Annotated in this window: 21 protein-coding genes and 1 pseudogene; 14 read left to right on the top strand and 8 right to left on the bottom strand. The window is 73.4% G+C overall.

The window, feature by feature from the left end:
- From BMY61_RS18170 to BMY61_RS18200, 7 genes and pseudogenes are all read left to right on the top strand, one after another.
- A pseudogene (locus tag BMY61_RS18170) lies at positions 1-379 on the top strand (urocanate hydratase); the annotation flags it as partial.
- A complete protein-coding gene (gene hutG, locus BMY61_RS18175) occupies positions 379-1,398 on the top strand; it encodes a formimidoylglutamase (RefSeq protein ID WP_042459883.1) in 1,020 nt (339 codons plus the stop codon). The pseudogene BMY61_RS18170 and the gene hutG, both read left to right, overlap by 1 nt.
- Before the next feature lie 360 nt (positions 1,399-1,758).
- Positions 1,759-3,798, top strand: a complete 2,040-nt coding sequence (locus BMY61_RS18180) for a hypothetical protein (RefSeq protein ID WP_143094414.1) — start codon at positions 1,759-1,761, stop codon at positions 3,796-3,798.
- 110 nt (positions 3,799-3,908) lie between these two features.
- Entirely contained in the window at positions 3,909-4,769 is an 861-nt protein-coding gene (locus BMY61_RS18185; RefSeq protein WP_052439507.1) for an SPFH domain-containing protein, read from the top strand.
- Between the two features lie 7 nt (positions 4,770-4,776).
- On the top strand, positions 4,777-5,034 hold the full coding sequence (locus BMY61_RS18190) for a type II toxin-antitoxin system antitoxin (protein ID WP_042459890.1): 258 nt from the start codon (positions 4,777-4,779) through the stop codon (positions 5,032-5,034).
- A 53-nt stretch (positions 5,035-5,087) separates the two neighbouring features.
- Positions 5,088-6,074: an ABC transporter ATP-binding protein gene (locus tag BMY61_RS18195; RefSeq protein WP_161791361.1), complete on the top strand. Its 987-nt coding sequence runs from the start codon at positions 5,088-5,090 to the stop codon at positions 6,072-6,074.
- On the top strand, positions 6,071-6,817 hold the full coding sequence (locus BMY61_RS18200; protein WP_042459891.1) for an ABC transporter permease: 747 nt from the start codon (positions 6,071-6,073) through the stop codon (positions 6,815-6,817). The genes BMY61_RS18195 and BMY61_RS18200 overlap by 4 nt, the downstream gene beginning before the upstream one ends.
- A 33-nt stretch (positions 6,818-6,850) precedes the next feature.
- Here the strand turns inward: BMY61_RS18200 and BMY61_RS18205 are convergent, their stop codons facing one another.
- Positions 6,851-7,042, bottom strand: a complete 192-nt coding sequence (locus tag BMY61_RS18205; RefSeq protein ID WP_042459893.1) for an SGM_3592 family protein — start codon at positions 7,040-7,042, stop codon at positions 6,851-6,853.
- Positions 7,043-7,237: 195 nt separating this feature from the next.
- On the opposite strand from BMY61_RS18205, the gene BMY61_RS48410 reads away from it, so the two are divergent.
- The 3 genes from BMY61_RS48410 to BMY61_RS18215 all read left to right on the top strand — a co-directional run bounded on the left by BMY61_RS48410 (position 7,238) and on the right by BMY61_RS18215 (position 9,156).
- The gene (locus BMY61_RS48410; protein WP_269083996.1) at positions 7,238-7,372 is read left to right on the top strand and encodes a hypothetical protein; all 135 of its coding nucleotides are present in this window, start codon (positions 7,238-7,240) and stop codon (positions 7,370-7,372) included.
- Positions 7,373-7,434: 62 nt separating this feature from the next.
- Complete coding sequence (locus tag BMY61_RS18210) at positions 7,435-8,139, top strand: Type 1 glutamine amidotransferase-like domain-containing protein (RefSeq protein ID WP_042459896.1); 705 nt, start codon at positions 7,435-7,437, stop codon at positions 8,137-8,139.
- 87 nt (positions 8,140-8,226) lie between these two features.
- A complete protein-coding gene (locus BMY61_RS18215; protein WP_042459899.1) occupies positions 8,227-9,156 on the top strand; it encodes an ADP-ribosylglycohydrolase family protein in 930 nt (309 codons plus the stop codon).
- Between the two features lie 49 nt (positions 9,157-9,205).
- On the opposite strand, the gene BMY61_RS18220 is transcribed toward BMY61_RS18215, so the two are convergent.
- Entirely contained in the window at positions 9,206-9,973 is a 768-nt protein-coding gene (locus BMY61_RS18220; protein ID WP_042459901.1) for an SDR family NAD(P)-dependent oxidoreductase, read from the bottom strand.
- A gap of 51 nt (positions 9,974-10,024) precedes the next feature.
- Positions 10,025-11,497 carry an MFS transporter gene (locus BMY61_RS18225; protein WP_042459904.1) on the bottom strand — a complete coding sequence of 491 codons (1,473 nt, stop codon included), beginning with the start codon at positions 11,495-11,497 and terminating at the stop codon, positions 10,025-10,027.
- Positions 11,498-11,726: 229 nt separating this feature from the next.
- Between BMY61_RS18225 and BMY61_RS18230 the strand changes: the two genes are divergently transcribed.
- Positions 11,727-12,728, top strand: a complete 1,002-nt coding sequence (locus BMY61_RS18230) for a glycosyltransferase family 2 protein (RefSeq protein WP_042459907.1) — start codon at positions 11,727-11,729, stop codon at positions 12,726-12,728.
- 22 nt (positions 12,729-12,750) lie between these two features.
- Here the strand turns inward: BMY61_RS18230 and BMY61_RS18235 are convergent, their stop codons facing one another.
- Positions 12,751-13,743 (bottom strand): hypothetical protein, encoded by a 993-nt coding sequence (locus BMY61_RS18235; RefSeq protein WP_042459910.1) that lies wholly within the window; start codon positions 13,741-13,743, stop codon positions 12,751-12,753.
- Complete coding sequence (locus BMY61_RS18240; protein WP_042459913.1) at positions 13,740-14,546, bottom strand: IclR family transcriptional regulator; 807 nt, start codon at positions 14,544-14,546, stop codon at positions 13,740-13,742. The genes BMY61_RS18235 and BMY61_RS18240 overlap by 4 nt, the downstream gene beginning before the upstream one ends.
- A 165-nt stretch (positions 14,547-14,711) precedes the next feature.
- On the opposite strand from BMY61_RS18240, the gene BMY61_RS18245 reads away from it, so the two are divergent.
- Together BMY61_RS18245 and BMY61_RS18250 are read left to right on the top strand one after the other, a co-directional pair.
- The gene (locus tag BMY61_RS18245) at positions 14,712-16,019 is read left to right on the top strand and encodes an amidohydrolase family protein (RefSeq protein WP_063773405.1); all 1,308 of its coding nucleotides are present in this window, start codon (positions 14,712-14,714) and stop codon (positions 16,017-16,019) included.
- Positions 16,016-17,137, top strand: coding sequence for a dipeptidase (locus BMY61_RS18250; protein WP_052439509.1), 1,122 nt, complete (start codon positions 16,016-16,018; stop codon positions 17,135-17,137). The genes BMY61_RS18245 and BMY61_RS18250 overlap by 4 nt, the downstream gene beginning before the upstream one ends.
- 30 nt (positions 17,138-17,167) lie before the next feature.
- Here the strand turns inward: BMY61_RS18250 and BMY61_RS18255 are convergent, their stop codons facing one another.
- The 3 genes from BMY61_RS18255 to BMY61_RS18265 form a co-directional block, all read right to left on the bottom strand.
- A complete protein-coding gene (locus BMY61_RS18255; RefSeq protein WP_143094415.1) occupies positions 17,168-17,413 on the bottom strand; it encodes a hypothetical protein in 246 nt (81 codons plus the stop codon).
- 156 nt (positions 17,414-17,569) lie between these two features.
- The gene (locus tag BMY61_RS18260; protein WP_042459923.1) at positions 17,570-17,878 is read right to left on the bottom strand and encodes a hypothetical protein; all 309 of its coding nucleotides are present in this window, start codon (positions 17,876-17,878) and stop codon (positions 17,570-17,572) included.
- 155 nt (positions 17,879-18,033) lie between these two features.
- Complete coding sequence (locus BMY61_RS18265) at positions 18,034-19,815, bottom strand: cholesterol oxidase substrate-binding domain-containing protein (protein WP_052439510.1); 1,782 nt, start codon at positions 19,813-19,815, stop codon at positions 18,034-18,036.
- Positions 19,816-20,026: 211 nt separating this feature from the next.
- On the opposite strand from BMY61_RS18265, the gene BMY61_RS18270 reads away from it, so the two are divergent.
- A complete protein-coding gene (locus BMY61_RS18270) occupies positions 20,027-21,256 on the top strand; it encodes a glycosyltransferase (protein WP_042459950.1) in 1,230 nt (409 codons plus the stop codon).
- Positions 21,257-21,317 lie beyond the last annotated feature (61 nt).

Consider the following 21,317-nt stretch of genomic DNA (forward strand, 5'->3'; position numbering starts at 1 on the left):
GGCGGCGCCGATCGTGATCGGCCGCGACCACCTGGACTGCGGTTCGGTGGCCTCGCCGTACCGGGAGACCGAGGCGATGCTCGACGGCTCGGACGCGATCGCGGACTGGCCGCTGCTGAACGCGATGGTGAACGTGGCGTCGGGTGCGTCGTGGGTGTCGATCCACCACGGTGGCGGTGTCGGCATCGGGCGTTCGATCCACGCCGGTCAGGTGACGGTCGCGGACGGCACGAAGCTGGCGGGCGAGAAGATCCGCCGGGTGCTGACCAACGACCCGGGCATGGGCGTCATCCGCCACGTCGACGCGGGCTACGACCACGCCGTCGACGTCGCCGAGAACCTCGACGTCCGCATCCCCATGCGGGAAGGGGACGTGTGATGCCCGCCGTCGCCACGGCCCCCGTCGACGTCGCGCCGACCGCCTGGTCCGGCCGCGACGACGGTCCCGGCGCCGAACACCTGCGCTGGCACCACGTCGTCAGCGTCGACCCCGCCGCCGTCACCGCCGGTGACGTCGCGTTCGTCGGCTTCCGCAGCGACGAGGGCGTGCGCCGGAACAAGGGCCGCCCCGGCGCGGCCGACGGCCCGCGCGCGCTGCGCGCCGCCCTCGCGTCGATGGCGCTGCCGTCGCGTCAGCGGGCCCTGGACGCGGGCGACATCGAGGTCGCCGACGGTGACCTGGAGGGCGGCCACGCCCGACTCGGACGCGCGGTCGCCGACCTGTTGGACGACGGCCACCGCGTCGTCGTCCTCGGCGGCGGCCACGAGGTCGCCTACGGCAGCTATCTCGGGCTGACCGGCAGCGGCCTGCTGGACGACGACACCCGGCTGGGCGTGCTCAACCTCGACGCCCACTTCGACCTGCGCGACGAGCCGGTGCCCAGCTCCGGCACGCCGTTCCTGCAGATGGCCCGCGACGAGCAGGCGGCCGGTCGGCGGCTGAACTACTGGGTTCTCGGCGTCAGCCAGCCCAGCAACACCACCACGCTGTTCCGCACCGCCGACCGCCTCGGTGTCCGGTACCTGACCGACACCGAGTGCGGCACCCTCGACCGCGAGCGGGTGGACGCGTTCGTCGAGGAGTTCCTCGCGAGCTGCGACGTCGTGCACCTGACGATCGACCTCGACGTGCTCCCGGCCGCCGCGGCCCCGGGAGTCAGCGCTCCGGCCGCCTACGGCGTGCCGATCGAGACGGTCGAACGCGTCTGCGCGGCGATCGCGTCGAGCGGCAAACCGCTCCTGGTCGACGTGGCGGAGCTCAATCCGTCGCTCGACGTCGACCAGCGCACCGCGCGCGCGGCCGCCCGTCTGGTCCACCGACTGCTGGTGACCTCGGCGGCGGCTCCGGTCCGGGCCACGCCCGAACTCCCGGAGCCTCAGCGGCCCGAGACGGACTGAGATCCGTCCCCGCCCCTGAACCGGTCGCCAGGCTGTGTGACCCGGACAGCAGCCACAGCCTGGCGACCACCAGTCCCTCGGCCCCTTGACCCCTCGGCCCCTTGACCCCTTGACCCTCAGTCCCTCTGTCCCTCACTCCTGGTGCGGCTCCAGCGGCTCCAGCGGCCGCAGGCGCGGGGGCCACGGTGCTCCGGAGAGCCTGGTGTCGACCCCGGGTGAGCAGCCCCGGCTCGTGCGCCCGCTGGGCGGAAGGATCTCGATGGGCAGCAGGGCCGTCGTACGAGGCCGTCGCCATCGTGCTCCGGTACGGCGTCAGAAGACCAGAGCGCACCAAGGCCCGCTCGGCTAGGGTCTGCTGCCATGAGACCGCCCGAAGAGGTCGACCGTGTCGAGTGGGCAACGTTGTCCGACGCGATGGGCGAGGCCGAGCTGGTCCCGCAGTACCTCCGCACCGTCTACGCGACCTACGGGGAGCCGGGGGAGGCGAGCGAGGACGCCCTCAGTGATCTGCTGAGCTGCCTGTGCTGCGACTGGCGGGACACGAAGCCCTTCCCGATCGCCGTGGAGCTCGTCCCCTTCCTGGCGCACACGGCGTTGCACCTGCCGTCGCGTCGGGAGGACGTCCTCTTCGGTCTGGCCACGGTGGCCGAGCAGACCCAGCGGCCCAGCCCGTTGTCGGGGCCGGTGGCCGCCGTCCTGCGGGAGGCCGGAGCCGAGCTGCTGCCCTGCCTGGCGGACCCGGATGTGATGGTGCGTCTGGCGCTGTTGCGCCTCCTCGCCCTGGTGGGCGGGCCGGTGCCCACCGCGGTCGTCGACGCGGTGCGGGGCGTGCGCGAGAACGACGACGAGGAGGAGGTCCGCGCGACGGCGTTCGGCGCACTGGCGCGGTTGGACCCCGACCCCGGGCGGGGACTCGCGCGGGAGCGCGAAGCGCTCGGCGACCCTTCACCGTCCGTGCGGCTCACCGCGTCCCTCGCCGCCCTGCGCCGCTCCGGCCCGCCCTACCCGGAGGATGTGCTGGCCGAGATAGCCTCCACCGGAGCGAAGGCCGACGAGCCGGGCCACCGCACGCACTTCCTCGGCGGGCCGGGCCGCCGCCGGCAGACGATCGACACCCTGACCTCGGACCCCGATGCCGCCCTCGCCGTGGCGGAGCGGTGGATCGCGGGCGGAGACCTGGACCGGCGGGGGTCGTCGCTGGCCGAGTCCGTGGACCACGTCTGGCGCGATCGCGAGGCGGAGGTGGTCCCGCTGCTGGTCGCCGCCGTCGGACAGGCCGGGAAGCGGGAGGAGCTGTACCGCGGGATCGTGGCTCTCGGCCGTACCGCCGGGCGGCTGGCCGATCCTGGGCCCCAGGTGCGCGAGGCGCTGATGTCCTGCACCGACCACGCCGATCTCCACGTCAGGGATGCCGCGCTCACGTCTCTCGCGCGGTTCGGCGACGAGCGGGTGCTGAGCGAGCGTTTCGCGCTGCCCTCCTCCGCGTTGGTGCCCTTCGCCGGTCGGCTCGACGCCCTGCCGCAGATCGGCGCGGCGCTGCTGCACGCCTCGAGAGAGGTGCTCGGCAACCCACCCGAGGACACCGGCGGGTGGCCGAACGAGCGGTCGCGATACCTGGCCGAGCAGAAGGCGGTCGTCGAGCTGGTCCAGGCGCTCGCGCCCGAGCCGGCCGCACGGCTCGTCCCCGAGCTCACCGACCTGCTCGGCCACTGGTCCGTGAAGGAGGCCGCGGCCCAGGCACTGGGCGGGATCCGGATGAGCGGGAACCGGGCGACCGCACCGGAGCTCATCGGGCTGCTGCGGACACTCGGCAGGGCGACGCGCCCGGACAGGACGGGCGGTCTTCGTGTCGCCGCGGCCGTCGCCGTCGCCAGGCTGGTCGACCGGACCATGCCGGACGGGGTCCACGGCCTCCGGGAGGGCGGCGCGGGCGCTCGTGACCAGGCCCTGGCGTTGGTGGGCAAGCTCGTGGCGGGCGAGGTCTCCCACGAGGTCCGGGCGCTGGAACAGGTGCACCGGTTGGGCGCGGTCGGGCTGCCGCTGCTTCCGGTGCTCCGCGACCGCCTCGCGGCCAACTCGGGCAAGACTCGTCTTGCTGCCGCCGTCGCCTACTGGCGGATCAGCCGCGATCCCACGCACCCGACCCCGGTCGCCACGGCGCTGGTGGAGGAGGCGCTGTTCCATGTCGGTGTGACGCGACAGTCGGGAGACATCGACACGGCGCTCGGGGCGCTGGAGCTGCTCGCGGAGATGGGCGAGGCGCCGGAGCAGCTGCGGGAGCGGCTCGACCGGGCCGTCACCGCGCCCGGCCGGTTCGTGCAGCCGATCGCCGACAGGCCTCTGGGCGCCGAGCTGGACGAGCGCCTGCGCTCGGCGGGGCGACTGCTGTTGGAGGAGTAGTCGGCCCGCCCGGCTCCCGCGCCCGATTTAAGTGATATCTCTATAATGGCGCCATGGGGGCCCGCGGCATCCGAGCGCGCGGGCGGGCGGTGGAAGCGAGGCGGGCCGGAATGGACGGGGCAGGGGCGATCAGCGAGCGGGTGGCGCGCAGCGTGACCGGGGCCGTGATGCTGCCCGTCGGGTTGGCGGTGGCCGGTGTCGGGGTCGCGTTGCTGTCGACCTCGCGGCCGGCCGGTGGGGTGCTGGTCTTCGTCGGGGTGCTCGTGCTCGCCGGCCTGGTGGCGGTCGCGCCCGGACAGGCGCGGGTGGTCTCCCTCTTCGGTCGCTACGACGGGACGGTGCGGACGACCGGGCTTCGCTGGGTCAATCCGCTGACCAGGCGGCAGCGTGTCTCGACCCGGATCCGCAACCACGAGACGGCGACCCTCAAGGTCAACGACGCGGACGGCAACCCGATCGAGATGGCCGCCGTCGTCGTCTGGCAGGTCGCCGACACGGCCAAGTCCGTCTACGACGTCGAGAACATCGTCTCCTTCGTGGCCACGCAGGCCGAGACGGCCGTCCGGCACGTCGCCGGGGCGTACCCGTACGACGCGCGCGGCGAGGAGCGGCTCTCGCTGCGGGAGAACGCGGAGGAGATCACCTCCCGGATGTCCGCGGAGATCGCCGATCGGGTGGCCCTGGGTGGCGTGGCGGTGGTGGAGTCGCGGATCACCCGGCTCTCCTATGCTCCCGAGATCGCGCAGGCGATGCTGCGCCGCCAGCAGGCCGAGGCCGTGGTCGACGCGCGGCGCCGGGTGGTCGAGGGCGCCGTCGGCATGGTCCGCATGGCACTGGACCAACTCGCCGAGGAGGATCTGGTGGACCTGGACGAGGAGCGCAAGGCGGCCATGGTGTCCAACCTGCTCGTCGTGCTGTGCAGCGAGACCGCGACCCAGCCGGTGGTCAACACCGGCACGCTCTACCAGTAGGCGCCCCGTGGGGGAGCGCAAGAACATCCTGCTGCGGCTCGATCCGGCGGTGCACGACGCGCTGGCCCGCTGGGCCGGCGACGAGCTGCGCAGCACCACGGCCCAGATCGAGCTGCTGCTGCGCCGCGCGCTCGCCGACGCCGGTCGGCTGCCGGGCAACGTCGGTACCCTGCCGCGGCGCGGCCGCCCGCCCAAGCGCGCCCCGGCCGACGAGGCCGCGGCTGAAGGAGCTGCGGTTGAGGAGGAGGGGCCGACCGAGGGCTGATCGCTGACGGCGGGCCATGGACCTGCCGCCGACAAAGTGATATCACTTTAATTGTGACCGTTGAATCAGACAGCGCCGCGACGCGCACCCGGGCGGTCCCGACCGGACCCGCCATCGTCGTGGACGGATTGACCAAGCGCTTCGGGCAGCGCACCGCGTTCGCCGACGTGACCTTCTCGGTCGACTACGGCGAGGTGTTCGGCTTCCTCGGGCCGAACGGGGCAGGCAAGACCACGACCGTCCGCACGCTCGGCACCCTGCTCGCGCCCAGCGCCGGCACGGCCACCGTCGCGGGCCTGCCGCTGACGGAGGCCAACGGCGTCGCCATCCGCAGCAGGATCGCCGTCATGCCCGAGCAGCCCGGCCTGTACCTGCGCCTGAGCGTCGCCGAGAACCTGGACTTCTTCGCCGGCCTCTACGAGCTGGACGACCGGCGCGGGCGCATCGAGCGCGCGCTGCGGGCCGTCAACCTGCTCGACCGCGCCGACGACCCCTGCCGCTCGCTCTCCAAGGGCCTGCGTCAGCGCGTCGGCCTGGCCCGCGCCCTGCTGAGCGACCCGCAGATCCTCTTCCTGGACGAGCCGACCTCGGGTCTCGACCCGCTGGCCGCACGCGACGTGCACGACCTCGTCGACGGCCTGCGCCGCCGCGGCGTCACCATCTTCCTGACCACGCACCGCCTCGCCGAGGCGGAGGCGCTGTGCGACCGCGTGGGCATCATGAACACCACGCTGCGCACCATCGGTCGTCCCGACGAGCTGCGCGAGCGCCTGTTCGCCAAGACCCTGCAGGTCGCCACGGCCGCCCCGCTGGCCGATCCCGACCGCGTCCTGGTCGGCCTGCCCGGCGTCGAGGGCTGGCACGCGAGCGAGCAGGGCTACGTCCTGGCCGTCACCGACCCGGACCTCGCCGCACCGGCCGTCGCCCGCGCAGTGATCGGCGCCGGAGCCGACCTGCTGGCGCTGACCCCCTCGCGGCACTCCTTGGAGGACGTCTACCTCCAGCTCATCGACGAGGACGTGGAGGCACAGGCGCGATGACGACCGACCAGAAGCTCAGTTGGACGAGGATCCGGGCCCTGGTGCGCAAGGAGGTCAACGACTTCCGGCGCAACCGCTTCATCGCGACCACGATGGCGGTGCTGCCGCTTCTGTTCATGATCGAGCCGGTGATCTCCGTCTTCAAGCTCCCCGCGGACGCACCGGCGGGGAAACTCGACGCCCTCGTCGGGGTCTCCACGCTGGAACTCATGCTGATCCCCGCGCTGATCCCGGCGGTGGTCGCCTCCTACGCCGTGGTCGGCGAACGCGAACAGGGCACCCTCGAACCGGTGCTGACCACCCCGATCCGCCCGGCCGAGTTCCTGCTCGGCAAGGCGCTCGCCGCGTTCCTGCCCACCGTGGTGATCGCCTACGTCATGTACGGCGTCTTCCTGGGCGCCGTCGGGCTGTTCGCCCACCCCAACATCGCCCATGACATCTTCGAGCCCTCGCGGGTCCTCACCCAGCTCCTGTTCACCCCGGTGGTGGCGGGCTGGGCGATCTGGGCGGCCATCGCCATCTCCACCCGCACCAGCGACGTCCGCGTCGCCCAGCAGTTGGGCTCGCTGGCCAGCCTGCCGCCGGTGGCGGTGATCGCGCTGATCGGCTTCGACGTCATCCAGCCGAGCGTCGGACTCGCCGTCGGCCTGGGCGCCGGCCTGCTCGTGATCGATCTGATCGCCTGGCGGTTGGTGGCCGCCATGTTCCACCGCGAACGACTCGTCACCGGCGCCCGAGCCTGAGCATGAGCCTCGGCCGAGCCCCGGTGGACCCGGTCACCAGCGGCGCTTGCGCCGACTGAAGAACCAGCCCGCCGGCGGCTTGTCCGACCGCCACGGCTGCGGCGCCGGCGCCTCCCGCCGCCACCGGGCGGCCAGCATCCGCGCCCGCGCCGACGGCTCACGCTCCGCCGCGCCCCGGACGAACCCCTCGTCCAGGACGACCGCGTCCCAGTCGTCCTCCTGCATCCGGCCCTCCCACTGACTCACCCGTTGCGGCCAGTGTGCAGGAGCGCCCGTCAAGCCCGCGTGAAGCCCGGCCCACCGGGTTGGCGACCGACGCGCCCCGCCCCGTCAGGGCACTTCGGTCGTACCGTCGAGGGTGTGAGGACCTCATCGGGATCCGGCCCGCCGCGGCGAGGTCGGGCGCGTGGAGCGTGGCGCGTGCTCGTGATCGTCGTGGCGGTCGCGTGCTTCGTGCTGCTGCGGGCCTGGTGCGTGATGCTCGGCCTGGCCGCCGCCCTGGTGCTGGTACCGCTCGCCGTCGGCCTCGTGGCGAGGGCCCGTCGGCGTCCCTGACCGCGCCCGCTCACTTGCCGGGGTGACACGGAGATGGCAGCCTGGCCCGTCATGATCATCGGATGGAGGGGGACACGATGACGGTCATCGCCATGGGCGGCGGCGGGTTCTCGATGGAGAGCACGCCGTGGCTGGACGACCTCGTCCTGGAGGAGGCGCGGCGCCGCAACCCGCGGCCGCGGGTCGCGTTCCTCGGGACCGCCTCCGGCGAGAGCGAGAACTACCTCCTGCGCTTCTACCGAGCTTTCGGCGCGCGGGCGGGCTCCGTGCAGGACATCTCGCTGTTCCGGCGCACGGGTGACCTGCGCTCACAAATCCTGGAGCAGGACGTCCTCTACGTGGGCGGGGGCAACACCGCCAACATGCTGGCGGTCTGGCGCCTGCACGGCGCGGACGCGATCCTCGCGGAGGCCCACGCGCGGGGGGTCGTCCTGGCCGGGGTGAGCGCCGGAGCGATGTGCTGGTTCGAGGGCGGCGTCACCGACTCCTTCGGTGATCTGGCCGTCTTCGAGGACGGCCTCGGCCTGCTCCCCGGCGGGCTGTGCCCGCACTACGACGAACCGGGCCGCCGCGAGCTCTTCCACGCCTGGGCGGCGAAGGGCCCCCGCACCGGCCACGCCGCCGACGACGGCGCCGCACTGGTCTTCCGCCCCGACGCCGCCCCCGAGGCGGTGGCCACACTCCCGCACGCCGCGGCCTACCGGGTCACGGCCGACGCGTCCGGCACGGTCACCGAGGAGCGGCTGCCCACTCGGCAGTTGGGCTGACGCGACAGGACGGCTCGATTCCGGGAACCGCACCGCCGCCCGAAATCGACTCGCGGACGCGGGCGGTGGCGGGCAGGCTGTCCGGCGATGACCGACGACCACCCGACCACCGCTGACCGCACCTCCCGAGCCCGCCTGTCCGCCGCCCGGGACTCACTGACCGGCCTCGCTGCCGGCGACGCCTTCGGCGCCCAGTTCTTCGTGCCCGACAACCACCGCGCGCTGCAGGCGCGCCGACTCCCGTCCCCGCCATGGCCGTGGACCGACGACACCGAGATGGCCTGCTCCGTCGTCCACGTCCTGCGTGGCCACGACACCGTGGATCAGGACGCGTTGGCGCGCTCGTTCGCCGCGCGCCACGACGTGGATCGCGGCTACGGCCCCGCGACCAACCGCATGCTGCGCCTGGTCCGGCAGGAGGGCGGTGACTGGCGCGCCCTTGCTGCAGGGCTGTTCGACGGGCAGGGGTCGTGGGGGAACGGCGCCGCCATGCGGGTCGCCCCGCTCGGAGCCTGGTTCCGCGACGACCTCGCACGCGCGGTCCGGGAGGCCGAGCTCTCCGCACGGGTGACGCACACGCACCCCGAGGCCGTCGCAGGTGCCGTCGCCGTGGCCGTTGCCGCGGCCGTGGCGGCATGGGAGTCCGGGGCGCCGGCAACGGGGGAGGAACTGCTGCGGCTGGTCCTGCAACTGACACCGCACAGCCGCGTGCGCGACGGTCTCGCGGAGGCGCTGGACCTCCTGCCCCAACCGCACCCCGCGTTCGCGGCCCACCGCCTCGGCAACGGCCGACTGGTCAGCGCCCCCGACACCGTGCCGTTCGCCCTGTGGTGTGCGGCCCGGCATCTGGACCGCTACGAGGACGCGCTGTGGGCGTGCGCCTCGGCCGGGGGCGACGTGGACACCACCTGCGCGATCGTCGGCGGGATCGTCGCGGCGCGCGTCGGCGCCGGAGGCGTGCCTGCCCGCTGGCGCGAGGCGACGGAGGAGCTGCCGTCCTGGCTCGACCGGGGTTAGCGGCTGAAGGCGATGAGCCGCATGCCCCGGTCGAGGGGCGGAGGTGCGGTCAGACCGCCGACCAGCCGTCGTCGACCGGCAGGATCACGCCGTTGATGTCGCCGGCCGCGTCCGAGGCGAGGAAGACGATCGCGGCGGCCTGCTCCTCCGGGGAGGCCATCCGGCCGATCGTGGCGCCGATCAGCGCGCCGACGACCTTCGGGCCGTGGGCCTCGGCGTCGGCCTGGACCTGGATGTTCGTCATGGTCGGGCCCGGGGCGATGGCGTTGGTGCGGATGCCCTGGCCGCGGTACATGACCGCGAGGTTCTTCACCAGGCCGACGATCGCGTGCTTGGACGCGGTGTAGGCGGCGCCCGCCGCGCTGCCGCGCAGGCCGGCCTCGGAGGCGGTGAAGACGATCGCGCCGCGCCCGGCCGCCTGCAGGTGCGGGAGGACGGCGCGGGTCAGGCGGAACGGTGCGGTGAGGTTCACGTTGATGACGCGGTCCCACTCGGCGTCGTCGGTCTCGCCGAGTGCGGACATCCGGTCCATCACCCCGGCGTTGTTGACCAGCACGTCGACGCCGCCGAAGGCCTCCACCGCGCCGGCGACGACCCGGTCCACGACCTGCTGGTCGCTCAGGTCGCCGACGACGGCGACGGCGGTGCCGCCCGCGTCGGCGATCTCCTTGACGACCTGCTCGGCCGCCTCCGCGTTCAGGTCCGCGACCAGGACCCGGGCGCCGCGCCCGGCGAAGGCGAGGGCGGCGGCCCGGCCGATGCCGGAGCCGGCTCCGGTGACGACGACGCTGCGGTCCTCGAATCCGGTGGTGATCATTGAGCTACTCCTTCGAGCTTTCGAACGGTGCGCACGGGTGGGTGCGGTGGGTCAGCGGGCCTCGCCGGCCTCGGCGGGGACGTGAGCCGGGTCGTTCGCCCCGTCGGTGGCGTCGGTGGCGTCGGCGGTGGGCGTGGGTCGTCGCAGCGGGATGCAGGCGGCGACCGCCGCCGCGACGACCGCCACGCCGCATCCGATGAGCATGCCGGTGCGGAAGCCGTTCAGCGACGGCAGGGAGTACGGGCCGAACCGGGTGGTCATGTGGGACAGGACGACACCGACGACCGCCGCGGACAGCGTGGTCCCGATGGAGCGCATCAGGGTGTTGAAGCTGTTGGCGGAGCCCGTCTCGGAGAGCGGCACGGCACTCATGATGAGCGCCGGCATCGCGCCGTAGGCGAGAGCCACGCCGCTGTTGGTGACGATCGAGACGACCAGCAGGCCCCAGACCGAGCCCATCAGGGCAAGGGACGAGCCGTAGCCGGCGGCGATGACGAGGCTGCCGACGACGAGCGTCGTCTTCGGGGTGCGGGCGGCGGAGAGCTTGGCGCCGAGCGGGGAGACGAGCATCATCATCAGGCCCGCCGGGGCCATCCACAGACCGGCGGCCTGCATGGACTGGCCCAGGCCGTAGCCGGTGGCCTTGGGCAGCTGCAGCAGCTGAGGGGAGATCAGGGCCGCGGCGTACATGGCGAAGCCGACGACGACGGACGCGGCGTTGGTCAGCAGCACCTGGCCGCGCGCGGTGACCCGCAGATCCACCAGCGGGGACGTCGAGCGCAGCTCCCACCAGCCCCACCCGAGCAGCACGACGACCGCGGTCGCGAGCAGCCCGAGGGTGGTGCCGCTGGTCCAGCCCCAGTCGGCGCCCTTGGAGATGGCGAGCAGCAGGCAGACCAAGCCGGTGCCGAGGCCGAGCGCGCCGGGCAGGTCGAAGCTGCCGGTGGCGCGCGGCGGCACGGCCGGGATCAGCGTCCAGACCAGGGCGGCGACGAGGAGGCTCAGGGCGGCGGCGGCCCAGAACAGGACGTGCCAGTTGGCGTGCTGGGCCACGGCGGCCGAGATCGGCAGGCCGAGTGCGCCGCCGATGCCGAGGGAGGAGCTGATCAGAGCGATCGCGGAGCCGAGGCGCTCCGGCGGCAGCAGGTCGCGCAGGATGCTGATGCCGATCGGGACCATGCCCGCGCCGATGCCCTGCAGGCCGCGTCCGACGATCATGGCGGCCAGCGAGCCGGCCGTCGCGCAGACCACGGAGCCCGCGATCAGCGGGACGGTGCATGCGATGAGCATGCGCTTCTTGCCGTGGAGGTCGGCCAGGCGTCCGATCGCGGGGGTCGTGACGGCGGCGGCCAGCAGCGTGGCGGTGACCGCCCAGGAGGCGTTGCCGGCGGTGGTGTGCAGCAGTGTCGGCAACTCGCCGATCAGCGGCACGATCAGCGTCTGCATCAGCGAGGCGACGATGCCTGCGACTGCCAGCACACCGACGACGACGCCCGGGCGGGGTGCCGGCTGTGAGCCGTCCATGCGGTTCTCCTTGCGATGAGGTGCGGCGGTGCGAATGGGAGAGATATGCACAGTACATATCGCGTGCACAATGCACAATGCGCGCATCGCCGCGCTTCGGCGGCGCAGGACGGCCGAGTGAGGGAGTTGCTGCCCATGTGGAGGTTTGTGGGAGCTTGCATAACGATGCAGCTGACCGCCCGGTAAGGATCTTGTGTGCCATGGCGACGGAGCCTTAGGTTCCGGTGTCGTGTTCAGCTCACCCCTCATCAGCGTCATCGTGGCCGCTCACGACCTCCAGGGAGGCCTGACGACCTGCCTCCAGTCGGTCCTCGCCCAGGGCTTCCGCGACATCGAAGTGATCGTCGTCGCCGACGCCTCCCCTGACTGCCCCTCCGGCGTCATCGGAGCGGCGGAGTCGGACGACGACCGCGTCACCGTCGTGCGCCTGGACTTCGTCGCCGGAATCGGCGCCCTCCGCAACGCGGGCGCCGAGCGGGCCAGAGGGAGCTACCTGCTCTTCCTCGACAGCGACCACGTGATCTGGGACGGCATCCTCGAGGCGATGGCCGACCGCGTGCGCACCCTGGACAGCCCCGACGTGCTGCTCTTCGGGCACACCCGCCTGCACCGCGGCCGCTCCTGGCCCGGTGGGGCCGCCGAGGTGCTCTCCGTGCAGGACGCCAAGCCGTTCTCGTCCGTTGAGCAGCCGCAACTCTTCGGCGTCCCCGCCTACATCTGGGACCGCCTGATCCGCCGCGAGCTGTGGACCGCCACCGGGGTGGCCTTCCCCGACGGCATGCACGAGGAGATCCCCGTCGTGCACCGGCTCATGCTCGACGCCGCGAGCGTGGGCGTGCTCAAGTGGGACTGCGTCCAACTCCGCCGCCGGCACACCGTCCACCCCGCAGGCGGCCCCGAAGGCAGCCAGTTCGACGTGTTCGGCCGCTATGAGGAGAGCTTCGCCTTGCTCGCCGAGCACGGCCGGGTCGACGCCGTCCCGTTCCTGTTCACCCGGATGGTCCGTCAGTACCTGTTCCTGCTGAACCTGTCGGGTTGCCTCGGACGGTCGGAGCGGTCGCGCTTCTTCCAGCGGGCCGCCGAGCACTACCAGCGCTTCCAGCCCGAGGGCTACGAGCGCCCGGCGGGTCGCGAGGGCGTCAAGTTCCAGCTGCTGGGCAACGGCGGGTACGCCGCGTTCCAGACCGCCCGACTCCCCAATGTCGCCCGGGGCGTGCTGTCGCGGTCGTGACCTGTCCGGGCGCGTGGGCGCCTCAGTCGCCGACGCAGGCCGGGGCCGTGTCCGACCGGTGTGCGCTCGCGTAGGCGACCGCGGCCGCGGCGACGTCCAACGCAGCGTGTCCGGTCGACTTGAAGACCGTCAGCTCCGCGTCGTCACGGCGACCGGGGTGGGTGCCGTCCAGGACGGAGCCGAGCAGGGTGACCCGCTCGGGCGGAAGGCCCTGCAACTCGTGGGCGCCGGCGGGCGGCGCGGCGCCCGCCGCCCCTGGCCACTCGGCGAACACGGAGGCGTCGCGGATCGTCCCGGCGTCCAGCTCGGGACCCTCCGAGCCGCCGACGGACCCGACATGGGCCCCCGGGGCCAGCCACTCGCGTCGCAGCACGGGGGCGTGCGCGCCGGTGCAGCACAGCACGGCGTCCGCACCACGCACCGCCGCCTCTATGGACTCCGCCGCCCGCACCCCGAACCGCTCGGCCAAGGTGGCGACCTGAGCGGCCGTCCGGCCCGCGAGCACGACCTCGACGTCACCGGGGGCGCCACCGGCTCTCGGGGCGCTCTGGCCGACCGGGCCGCGCGTCAGCAGGGCGAGCTGGGCGGCCGCCTGCGTGCCGGTGCCGATCACGGCGATCCGGCGGGTGTCGCGGCGGGCCAGTGCGCGCAGGGCGAGCGTGGCCGTGGCGGCGGTGCGCAGCGCCGTCAGCGGTTCCGCGTCCAGGATCGCGAGCAGGCGGCCGTCCTGCTCGTCGAAGTGGGCCACCAGGCCGCGGTGACTGCTGCGGCCGGGCCGCGCGGGGTCCGGGAACACCGTGATCAGCTTGGCGGCCAGACCGAGCCCCGGGACATGGCCGGGCATCGCGCCGAGCAGCCCGTGCGGCGACCGTGCGGCGATCCGCGGCGGGCTCGACGCCTCCCCGCGCGCGATCGAGACCAGCGCGCGCGTCAGCGCGGCACCGAGCGCCCCGGCATCGGCGAGCGCCGCCTCGGTGCGGGCGCGGTCCAGGACCAGGAACGGTTCGGTGGTCATGCGTTCCCCTCGGCGGAGGCGTCGCTCCCGAGCCGGGTGGCTGTCGCCCCCGGCGCGGTCAGCCGCAGCAACTCGTCACCCAGGCGGTCGGTGGCCTCCCGCAGCCGGCGCTCCAGCGCCGTCAGCCCCTCGTCGTCGAATTCGCCCACCGGCCCGACCAGGGTGATCGCGCAGACCGGCGGCGCGTCGGGAGTCGGTCGGACCGCCCGACCGACCGAGGCGATGAGCCGCTCGGCGCGCCCGCGTTGGACGGCGAAGCCGGTCGCCGCGGCGCGGTCCAGCGCGTCGAGGAGCCCGTCGGGCCCCTCCATCTGGTAACCGTCCGCCCGGGCCGGGCCGAGGTAGGGGGCCCGGGCCTCCGGGGCGAGGGCGGCCACCAGGGCCAGTGGGCCCGCGAAACGGTGGACGGGCAGCAGCTCGTCGCGCAGATCGCTGATCATCTCCAGCCGGTTCGGCCGGACCACGTCCACCACCCTGGCCCGATCCGCGGCCAGGACCTGGAGGTTCACCATCATGCCCGTGCCCTGGGCGAGCTCCTCCAGCACCGGCCGGGAGACGCCCGCGAGCGACGTCGCGGCGGCCGAGCGGGAGAGCCGCAACACCGCCGTCCCGGGCAGGTAGTGGTCGCCCACGCGCATCACCCAGCCGCGGCGGACGAGGTCCACCAGGACGCGGTAGGCGGTGCCGCGGTGCAGCCCCACCCGGTCCGCGATCTCGGCCAGGCGCAGCGGACGGTCCGAGCCGGCGACGGCCTCGATCAGGTCGAGCGCCTTGTCGACGGCGGAGCTGGAGGACGCGGGCACGGCGCTCCTTTCGGGTCGCGGCGGACTGTCCGGTTGTCGGAGGGGTCCGTTAGGGTGTGAACCACTGTTGCAAGTATTGAACCAGATGTTTCAGCTGATGCAACAGTCTTGATGCAGCAGTCACTCGATCGAGTCTGTGGACAACCGGAACTGGAAGGGGAGGCCATGCAGGTCGCATACCGCGGCGCCACGCTCCTGGACGGCACGGGCGCGCCCGCCCGCGCCGGCGTCACGATCCTGGTCGTGGAGGGGACGATCGCGCGGGTGGCACCGGACGCGCAGTTCACCGCGGCCGACCTCGACGGCGTCGAGGTCCTCGACCTGGGCGGGCGGCACGTCATCCCCGGTCTGATCGACGCCCACCAGCACATCGCCACCCCGCCCGACCGCCCCCTGGCCGAGGCCACCCTGCGGCGCGACTTCTTCGGGGGCGTCACCGCCACCCGGGACATGGCCGACGACCTGCGTCAGGTCGCGGACATCGCCCGCGCCGCGCTGGTCGGCGAGCTGGCCGCCCCGGACATTCACTACGCCGCGCTGATGGCCGGTCCCAGCTTCTTCGCCGACCCGCGCACCTGGCAGGTCTCCCAGGGCGCGACCCCGGGTGAGGTCCCGTGGATGCAGGCGATCACCGCCGAGACGGACCTGCCCCTCGCCGTCGCGATGGCCCGCGGCACCTACGCCACCGCCGTCAAGATCTACGCCAACCTGCCCGGCGAGCTCGTCGCCGCGATCACCGCCGAGGCACACCGCCAGGGCCTGGCCGTCTGGGCCCACGCCGCCGTCTTCCCGGCCACTCCCGGCCAGGTCGTCGCCGCCGGAGTCGACTCGGTCTCGCACGCGCACCTGCTCGTCCACGAGGCCGCCGACCGCCCGCTGACCACGTACCAGGACAAGCCCCCCGTCGACTTCGCCCGGTTCGCCGGCGCGGACGACGCCGAGCTCGGTCTCCTCCTCGCCGAGATGCGCCGCCGCGGCACGGTCCTGGACGCCACGGCGAGCCTGTGGGCGACGCTGGGCCGCGAGGCGGCCGACAAGGAGAGCCGCGCCCGCGCCGCCGAGCTCGACGGGCTCAACGCCGCACTGACCACGCAGGCTCTGCGCGCCGGTGTGTCGGTCTGCGCCGGCACCGACCGCGATCCGGATCCGACCGACCCCTGGCCCCCGCTCTTCGACGAGCTCGACTACTTCGTCGACCGCTGCGGGCTCACCCCCGTCGAGGCGCTGCGCTGCGCCAGCCACGGCGGCGCGCTCAGCCTCGGTGCCCAGGAGCGCCTCGGCACCGTCGAGCCCGGCAAGCAGGCCGACTTCGTGGTCCTCGACGAGGACCCGGCCCACTCCCTGGCCGCCCTGCGCAGCGTCGTCCACGTCGTCAAGCGCGGACGGCGGTACGACCGCGCCGAGTTCGACGCCGAACGGCGCTCCGCCTCGACGGCCGGCACCACCCTCGCGAACGGAGCCCCCGCGGTATGAGCACCACGAGCAGCAGTGCCACCAGCCCCGGACGCCCCGGGCGCCGCACGCTGGGCTTCCCGGTCGTCAACGCCCTGGGCGGCCTGGAGAACCCGAACGCCGTCCCGGAGTCCGCCGCGCAGCTCCAGCAGACCAGCGAGGAGCTCGTCGTCGACGAGCGGGCTCTCGCCGAGGCGCACGCCTCCGGTCTGACGGCCGTCAACATCACCCTCGGGTACACCCTGGGCGACCTTCCGCCCTACCCCCACACCCTGCGCGAGCTCGACGTCTGGGACGAGATCATCGCGGCCCGCCCCGACGACCTGGTCAAGGTGGTGCGGGCCGACGACATCCGGCGCGCCCACGCCGAGGGGCGCGTCGGCGTGATCTACGGATTCCAGAACGCCGTCCAGGTCGGCGAGGAGCCCGAGGTCATCGCCGAGCGGGTGGGCCGGTTCGCGCGGCGCGGCGTCCGTGTCGTCCAGCTGACCTACAACCAGGCCAACCATCTCGGCGACGGATCGATGGCCCCGGAGAACCGAGGCCTGACCGATCTCGGGCGTGCCACCGTCGAGGCGCTCAACGAGCACCGCCTGATGGTCGACCTGTCCCACAGCGGTGAGAACACCTGCCTGGAGGCCGCTCGGGTGTCGCGGCAGCCGGTCTCCATCAACCACACCGGCTGTCGGGCCCTGGCCGACCTGCCGCGCAACAAGACCGACGAGGAGCTGCGCCTGGTCGCGGAGCGTGGCGGCTTCGTGGGTGTCTACTTCATGCCCTTCCTCACGCTCTCCGGTCACGCCGGTGCCGCCGACGTGGTGGAGCACATCGTGCACGCGGTCGACGTCTGCGGCGAGGACGCCGTGGGCATCGGCACGGACGGGCCGGTCACCGCCATCGACGACCTCGACGCCTACCGCGTCCTGCTCGCGGACCAGGTCGCCGAGCGGGCCCGCGCCGGAGTCGGCGCGGCCGGGGAGCGCAGCGACACCCTGCCCTTCGTCGAGGACCTGCGGGGAGTGGACCAGTTCCGCGACCTGGCCCGCCTGCTGGAGCAGCGTGGCTACGGCGAGGAGCGCATCGCCAAGATCATGGGTGGCAACTTCCTGGCCTACGCGGACCGCGTCTGGGCGCCCTGACGCGGTCCGCCGCTGCGACCGGCCGGCCGGTCAGGATGCCAGGTGGCAGTTGGTCAGGCGCATGCCCAGGAACGACGGCATGACGGCCGAGGCGCCGTCGATGTCCGTGGTCTGGACCGTGGCGGTGGAGTCGGAGTCGCCGACGTTGCAGACGTACGTCTGCGACTGCGAGCGGTTGTCGCCCGAGTCGGCGGACGCCGTGGTGGGCAGGGTCGTCAGGCCGACGATGGTCAGCAGCAGCCCGCCCGCCAGCACGGTTCCAAGACGACGGATCATGACCTAGACCTCTCAGGAGAAAGAACGGAGCAAAGCGAGGAATCGGTCAAATCTTGCTGGTCGGCCGGGGGCAAACGACCGTGCGACACGGGTGAACCTCACCCGGATGGAGTTGACGGTCGGACGATCCGAAGAGCGGACCCGGACCGCCCCGGCTCACTCCTCGGCGTCCTCGTTCTCGCCGTCCTTCGCCTCTTCGGCGTCCTGGTCGGCGTCCTCTTCGATCGCCTTTTCGGCGGTTGCTTCGACCGTCTCCTCGGCGGCGTCCGACGAAGCCTCCGCCGGGGCCTCGTTCGGAGCCTCGTTCGGGGCCTCTGCCGCCTCGGTGGCAGGCGTGTCGGCGACGGCGTCCCTGGCGACCAGAGCGGCACGGATGCGCTGCAGCAGGGTCTCGTCCACCGGCGACGCGTCGCGCAGGGACGCGGCCTCGGCGGGGGTCATGGGGGAGTGCGAGGAGTCGTGCATTCGTGCACTCTACCCAAGCAAACCTGCTGTTCAGCGACCCGGGTGCGGAGAAGCCGTGCGCTGCCCGTGGAGATGCCGCGCACCCGCACCAGGTCGCCTCGCTAAGGGTGGATTTGCCGCTTCCGCGTGAACGCAAGAGCGGTTTCAGCCATGGTTCAAGCCATCGGCACCAGCACCTGGTCCAGGAACGGGCTGCCGAAGACGCCCCCGGGGTCGAGTGCGGTGAGCGTCGCCACCGCCGCGTTCCAGCCGTCACCGGAGGCCTGGCCGTCGGTGAAGGACGCCGGGATCGCGCTGCCGATCGCCGTGGTGTCCGTCCAGGCACCCGAGGGGCTGTTGGCCCACTCCTTGGGCCACTCGTGGTGGACCGCGCCGACGCCCGCGTAGTGCGAGCGGAACCACGCCTCCATCTCGCCCGTGAACTGGTGGCAGCCCGGCGTGATCGGCACCGTGGTCATGTCGAACCAGACCGCCGTGTCCCACTCCGGGTGGTCGGTACGGGGCCGCAGCGGCGAGAGCTGCGCGCCGAGGGCGCCCGGCACGTTGCAGTCGCCGGTCTGGTCCAGGCCGGTGACCCGGATCTCCAACGGGGCGTTCATCGGGTAGAGGCCCTGGGCGGCGTAGGCGGCGAGCTTCGCGCTGTACTCGGCGTAGAAGTCGCTGACCACCCGCTGCACGTTGGCCCGGGTCGTCACCACGTTGCAGCAGGTCGAGGTGATCCGCAGGGTCGTCGGGCGGACGTAGAGCAGGACGTCGCTGGACCAGCCCCAGATGTCCCAGGTTCCGGTGGCGACCAGGCCGGCGCTGATCGCGTCCATCTGCGCGGCGGTGAACTGCGGGGTCGCCGCCGCGTCACCGGCGACGATCTGGGAGAGCAGGTCCGAGACGTTCTTCGGGACGATGTCGTTGAAGGTGAAGTCGTACGGACCGGTCACCGCCCGGGACACCCACGGCTGATTCGGGGTCGGGGTGAACAGCCGCAGCCAGGGCGAGCTGGTGAAGGGGAACCAGATGCAGACCACCCGCCCGCACTGGTCGACGTAGGAGGCCAGCGACTTGGACCCGGCCGAGGCCGGCGGGGCGAACAGATCGGTGGCGGCCACGTTGAACCAGCTCTGGCAGCGCAGACGCTGGTCCGGGCCCACCCGCAGGGTCGCCTCGGTGACCAGCACCCGCCCGAGGTTGACCAGCAGCGCCTGGATCTGCGAGTCGGTGCGCTGGAAGGTGCGCAGTGCGTAGGCGCCCTGAGCCGGGTCCCAGACGACGGCGGTGAGGCTGGTGATCAGGTTGCTGACCGAGCCGTAGGTGTGTCCCGGCAGCCGGGTCTCGCCCACCGCGGGCACGCCGGTGCCGCGCCCGCCGGTCGCCAGCACGCCGCCGACCGTCGCCGCGCCGAGGACGGGGAAGCCGGTCAGGCCGAGACCGGCCGACTTGAGCGTGCCCAGCACGTTGTCCATCGTCGCGCCGGGTTGGACGGTGACGCTGGCCTGGCCGGAGGAGGCGCCGGTCGCGTTCACGCTGATGCCGGTCAGATGGGTCGTCGTGTCGACGAGCAGCACGTTCGCCGGGGTGCCGGCCGGGGCGACCAGCGGTGACCAGCTGTAGCCGCCGCCGCGGGGCCGCAGCCGCCAGCCGTTGGCGTGGGCCCAGTTGGCGAGAGTCACCACGTCGGCGGCGGAGGCCGGCGAGGCGCTCCACAGCCCCTCGACGACGACCTCCTCCGACCAGTTCTGGAAGGTCTGCTGGTAGAGCGCGATCCCTGCCGGGAACTGCGGCGGAGCGGGGATCGTCGTCGCCGCGCTCGCGGCGGCGATACGCCCGAGGGGCGTCCACTGCGCCGCGGTGGCGGCCAGCGCCGCGGCGCCCGCGCCGAGCAGCGCGCGGCGCGAGAGCGTGGGGGAGTCCGGGTGGTCCGAGTCGTTGCGCACCTGTCCCATGGGTTGCCTCGCCGTCCCTCCTGAGGGGCCGCGCCGGGCTGTGTGCGGTCAGCTGACTGCGGGGGCCGATAAAATCTGATGGAGCGTCAGACGGTACGGTGGGGCGGGGTGGACGAGAAGTCAAGAGTCCCCCGATGGTGGGATCCTTGCGTGCTTCCCCTGCTGACCGGCCGCGGCCGGGGCCATACTGGTTCGTGTGCGTGTGGCGTTGATGACGGCGGGATCGCGGGGCGACGTCGCCCCCTACACGGGCCTCGGCCATGCCCTGGCGCAGGCCGGTCACGAGGTGACCTTGGTGACCCACGAGCGGTTCGCCGTCCTCGCGGCCGAGGCGGGCCTCGCCTTCCACGGGCTGCCCGTCGACCCGCGCGCCGAGCTGGAGTCGGCCGCCGGGCGGGGCCTGCATCGCAGCAGCACGGGGCTGGGCAAGCTGGCCAGGATGATCGCGATGGCGCGCGCCCACGTCGCCGAACTCGCCGACGCGCTCGTCGCGCCCGCGCAGCAGGCCGACGTGCTCCTGCTCTCCGCCGTCCTCGCACCCCTCGGGCACGTCCTGGCGGAGGGGTGCGGCCTGCCCAGCCTCGGCGTGTACCTCCAGCCGCTCGCGCCCACGGCCGAGTTCGTCGCCCCTGTCACCGGCACGCGCTCGCTCGGGTCGGCGGGCAACAGGCTCAGCGGCCGGGCCGTCAACGCCGGCCTCGACCTGATCTTCATCGAGTCGGCCCGGGACCTGCGCCGCCGCCTCGGCCTGCCGCCCGGCGGCGTCCGCGCGACCAGGCAGGCGCGCGAACGACGTCAGTGGCCGGTTCTGCACGGGTTCAGCCCGCTCGTCGTCCCGCGCCCGCGCGACTGGCGGGCCGGCCTGGAGATCTCCGGCTACTGGTGGCCCTACTGCCCGCCGACGGCGCAGCTGCCGCCCCAGGTCCGGGACTTCATCGCGGCCGGCCCGCCGCCGGTGTTCGTGGGCCTGGGCAGCGCCACCGTCCCCGATCCCGCCCGCACCAGCGCCACCCTCGTCGCGGCGCTGCGCGCGGCCGGGCTGCGCGGGCTGATCCAGCGCGGCTGGGCGGGCCTGCGGGCCGACGGGGACGACATGCTCACCGTCGACGAGCTGCCGCACGCCCTGGTCTTCCCGCACACCGCCGCCGTCGTCCACCACGGCGGCGCCGGCACCACGGCGGCCGCGCTGCGCGCCGGGGTCCCGGCGGTCCCCGTGCCCGTGCAGTTCGACGCCGCGTTCTGGGCCGCCCGGCTGCGCGCGCTCGGCGTCTCCCCGGGCGCGGTCCCCCTGCGCGGCCTCGACGCACGGGCGCTCGCGCGCCTGCTGGAACAGGCCGCCCGCGCCGACCGCTTCCGTGACCGCGCCCGCCACTTCGGCACGCTGATCCGCGCGGAGAACGGCTACGCGTCCGTCCTCGCCCACCTGGACCGCCTCGCCTGAAGCCGCCGACCGACGTCCCGCTCGCTCGCCGGTCGCCCCGCCGGGAGGGCCGTTCGGCTCC

This window comes from Streptacidiphilus jiangxiensis (assembly GCF_900109465.1).
Taxonomy (GTDB): domain Bacteria; phylum Actinomycetota; class Actinomycetes; order Streptomycetales; family Streptomycetaceae; genus Streptacidiphilus; species Streptacidiphilus jiangxiensis.

Coding starts and splice junctions, on each gene's coding strand:
- BMY61_RS18200 (WP_042459891.1), top strand. CDS start 6,071: ATGACGACCGACCAGAAGCTCAGTTGGACGAGGATCCGGGCCCTGGTG.
- BMY61_RS18220 (WP_042459901.1), bottom strand. CDS start 9,973: ATGATCACCACCGGATTCGAGGACCGCAGCGTCGTCGTCACCGGAGCC.
- BMY61_RS18245 (WP_063773405.1), top strand. CDS start 14,712: ATGCAGGTCGCATACCGCGGCGCCACGCTCCTGGACGGCACGGGCGCG.
- BMY61_RS18210 (WP_042459896.1), top strand. CDS start 7,435: ATGGAGGGGGACACGATGACGGTCATCGCCATGGGCGGCGGCGGGTTC.
- hutG (WP_042459883.1), top strand. CDS start 379: ATGCCCGCCGTCGCCACGGCCCCCGTCGACGTCGCGCCGACCGCCTGG.
- BMY61_RS18250 (WP_052439509.1), top strand. CDS start 16,016: ATGAGCACCACGAGCAGCAGTGCCACCAGCCCCGGACGCCCCGGGCGC.
- BMY61_RS18205 (WP_042459893.1), bottom strand. CDS start 7,042: ATGCAGGAGGACGACTGGGACGCGGTCGTCCTGGACGAGGGGTTCGTC.
- BMY61_RS18270 (WP_042459950.1), top strand. CDS start 20,027: ATGACGGCGGGATCGCGGGGCGACGTCGCCCCCTACACGGGCCTCGGC.
- BMY61_RS18260 (WP_042459923.1), bottom strand. CDS start 17,878: ATGCACGACTCCTCGCACTCCCCCATGACCCCCGCCGAGGCCGCGTCC.
- BMY61_RS18180 (WP_143094414.1), top strand. CDS start 1,759: ATGAGACCGCCCGAAGAGGTCGACCGTGTCGAGTGGGCAACGTTGTCC.
- BMY61_RS18225 (WP_042459904.1), bottom strand. CDS start 11,497: ATGGACGGCTCACAGCCGGCACCCCGCCCGGGCGTCGTCGTCGGTGTG.
- BMY61_RS18235 (WP_042459910.1), bottom strand. CDS start 13,743: ATGACCACCGAACCGTTCCTGGTCCTGGACCGCGCCCGCACCGAGGCG.
- BMY61_RS18255 (WP_143094415.1), bottom strand. CDS start 17,413: ATGATCCGTCGTCTTGGAACCGTGCTGGCGGGCGGGCTGCTGCTGACC.
- BMY61_RS18185 (WP_052439507.1), top strand. CDS start 3,909: ATGGACGGGGCAGGGGCGATCAGCGAGCGGGTGGCGCGCAGCGTGACC.
- BMY61_RS18215 (WP_042459899.1), top strand. CDS start 8,227: ATGACCGACGACCACCCGACCACCGCTGACCGCACCTCCCGAGCCCGC.
- BMY61_RS18265 (WP_052439510.1), bottom strand. CDS start 19,815: ATGGGACAGGTGCGCAACGACTCGGACCACCCGGACTCCCCCACGCTC.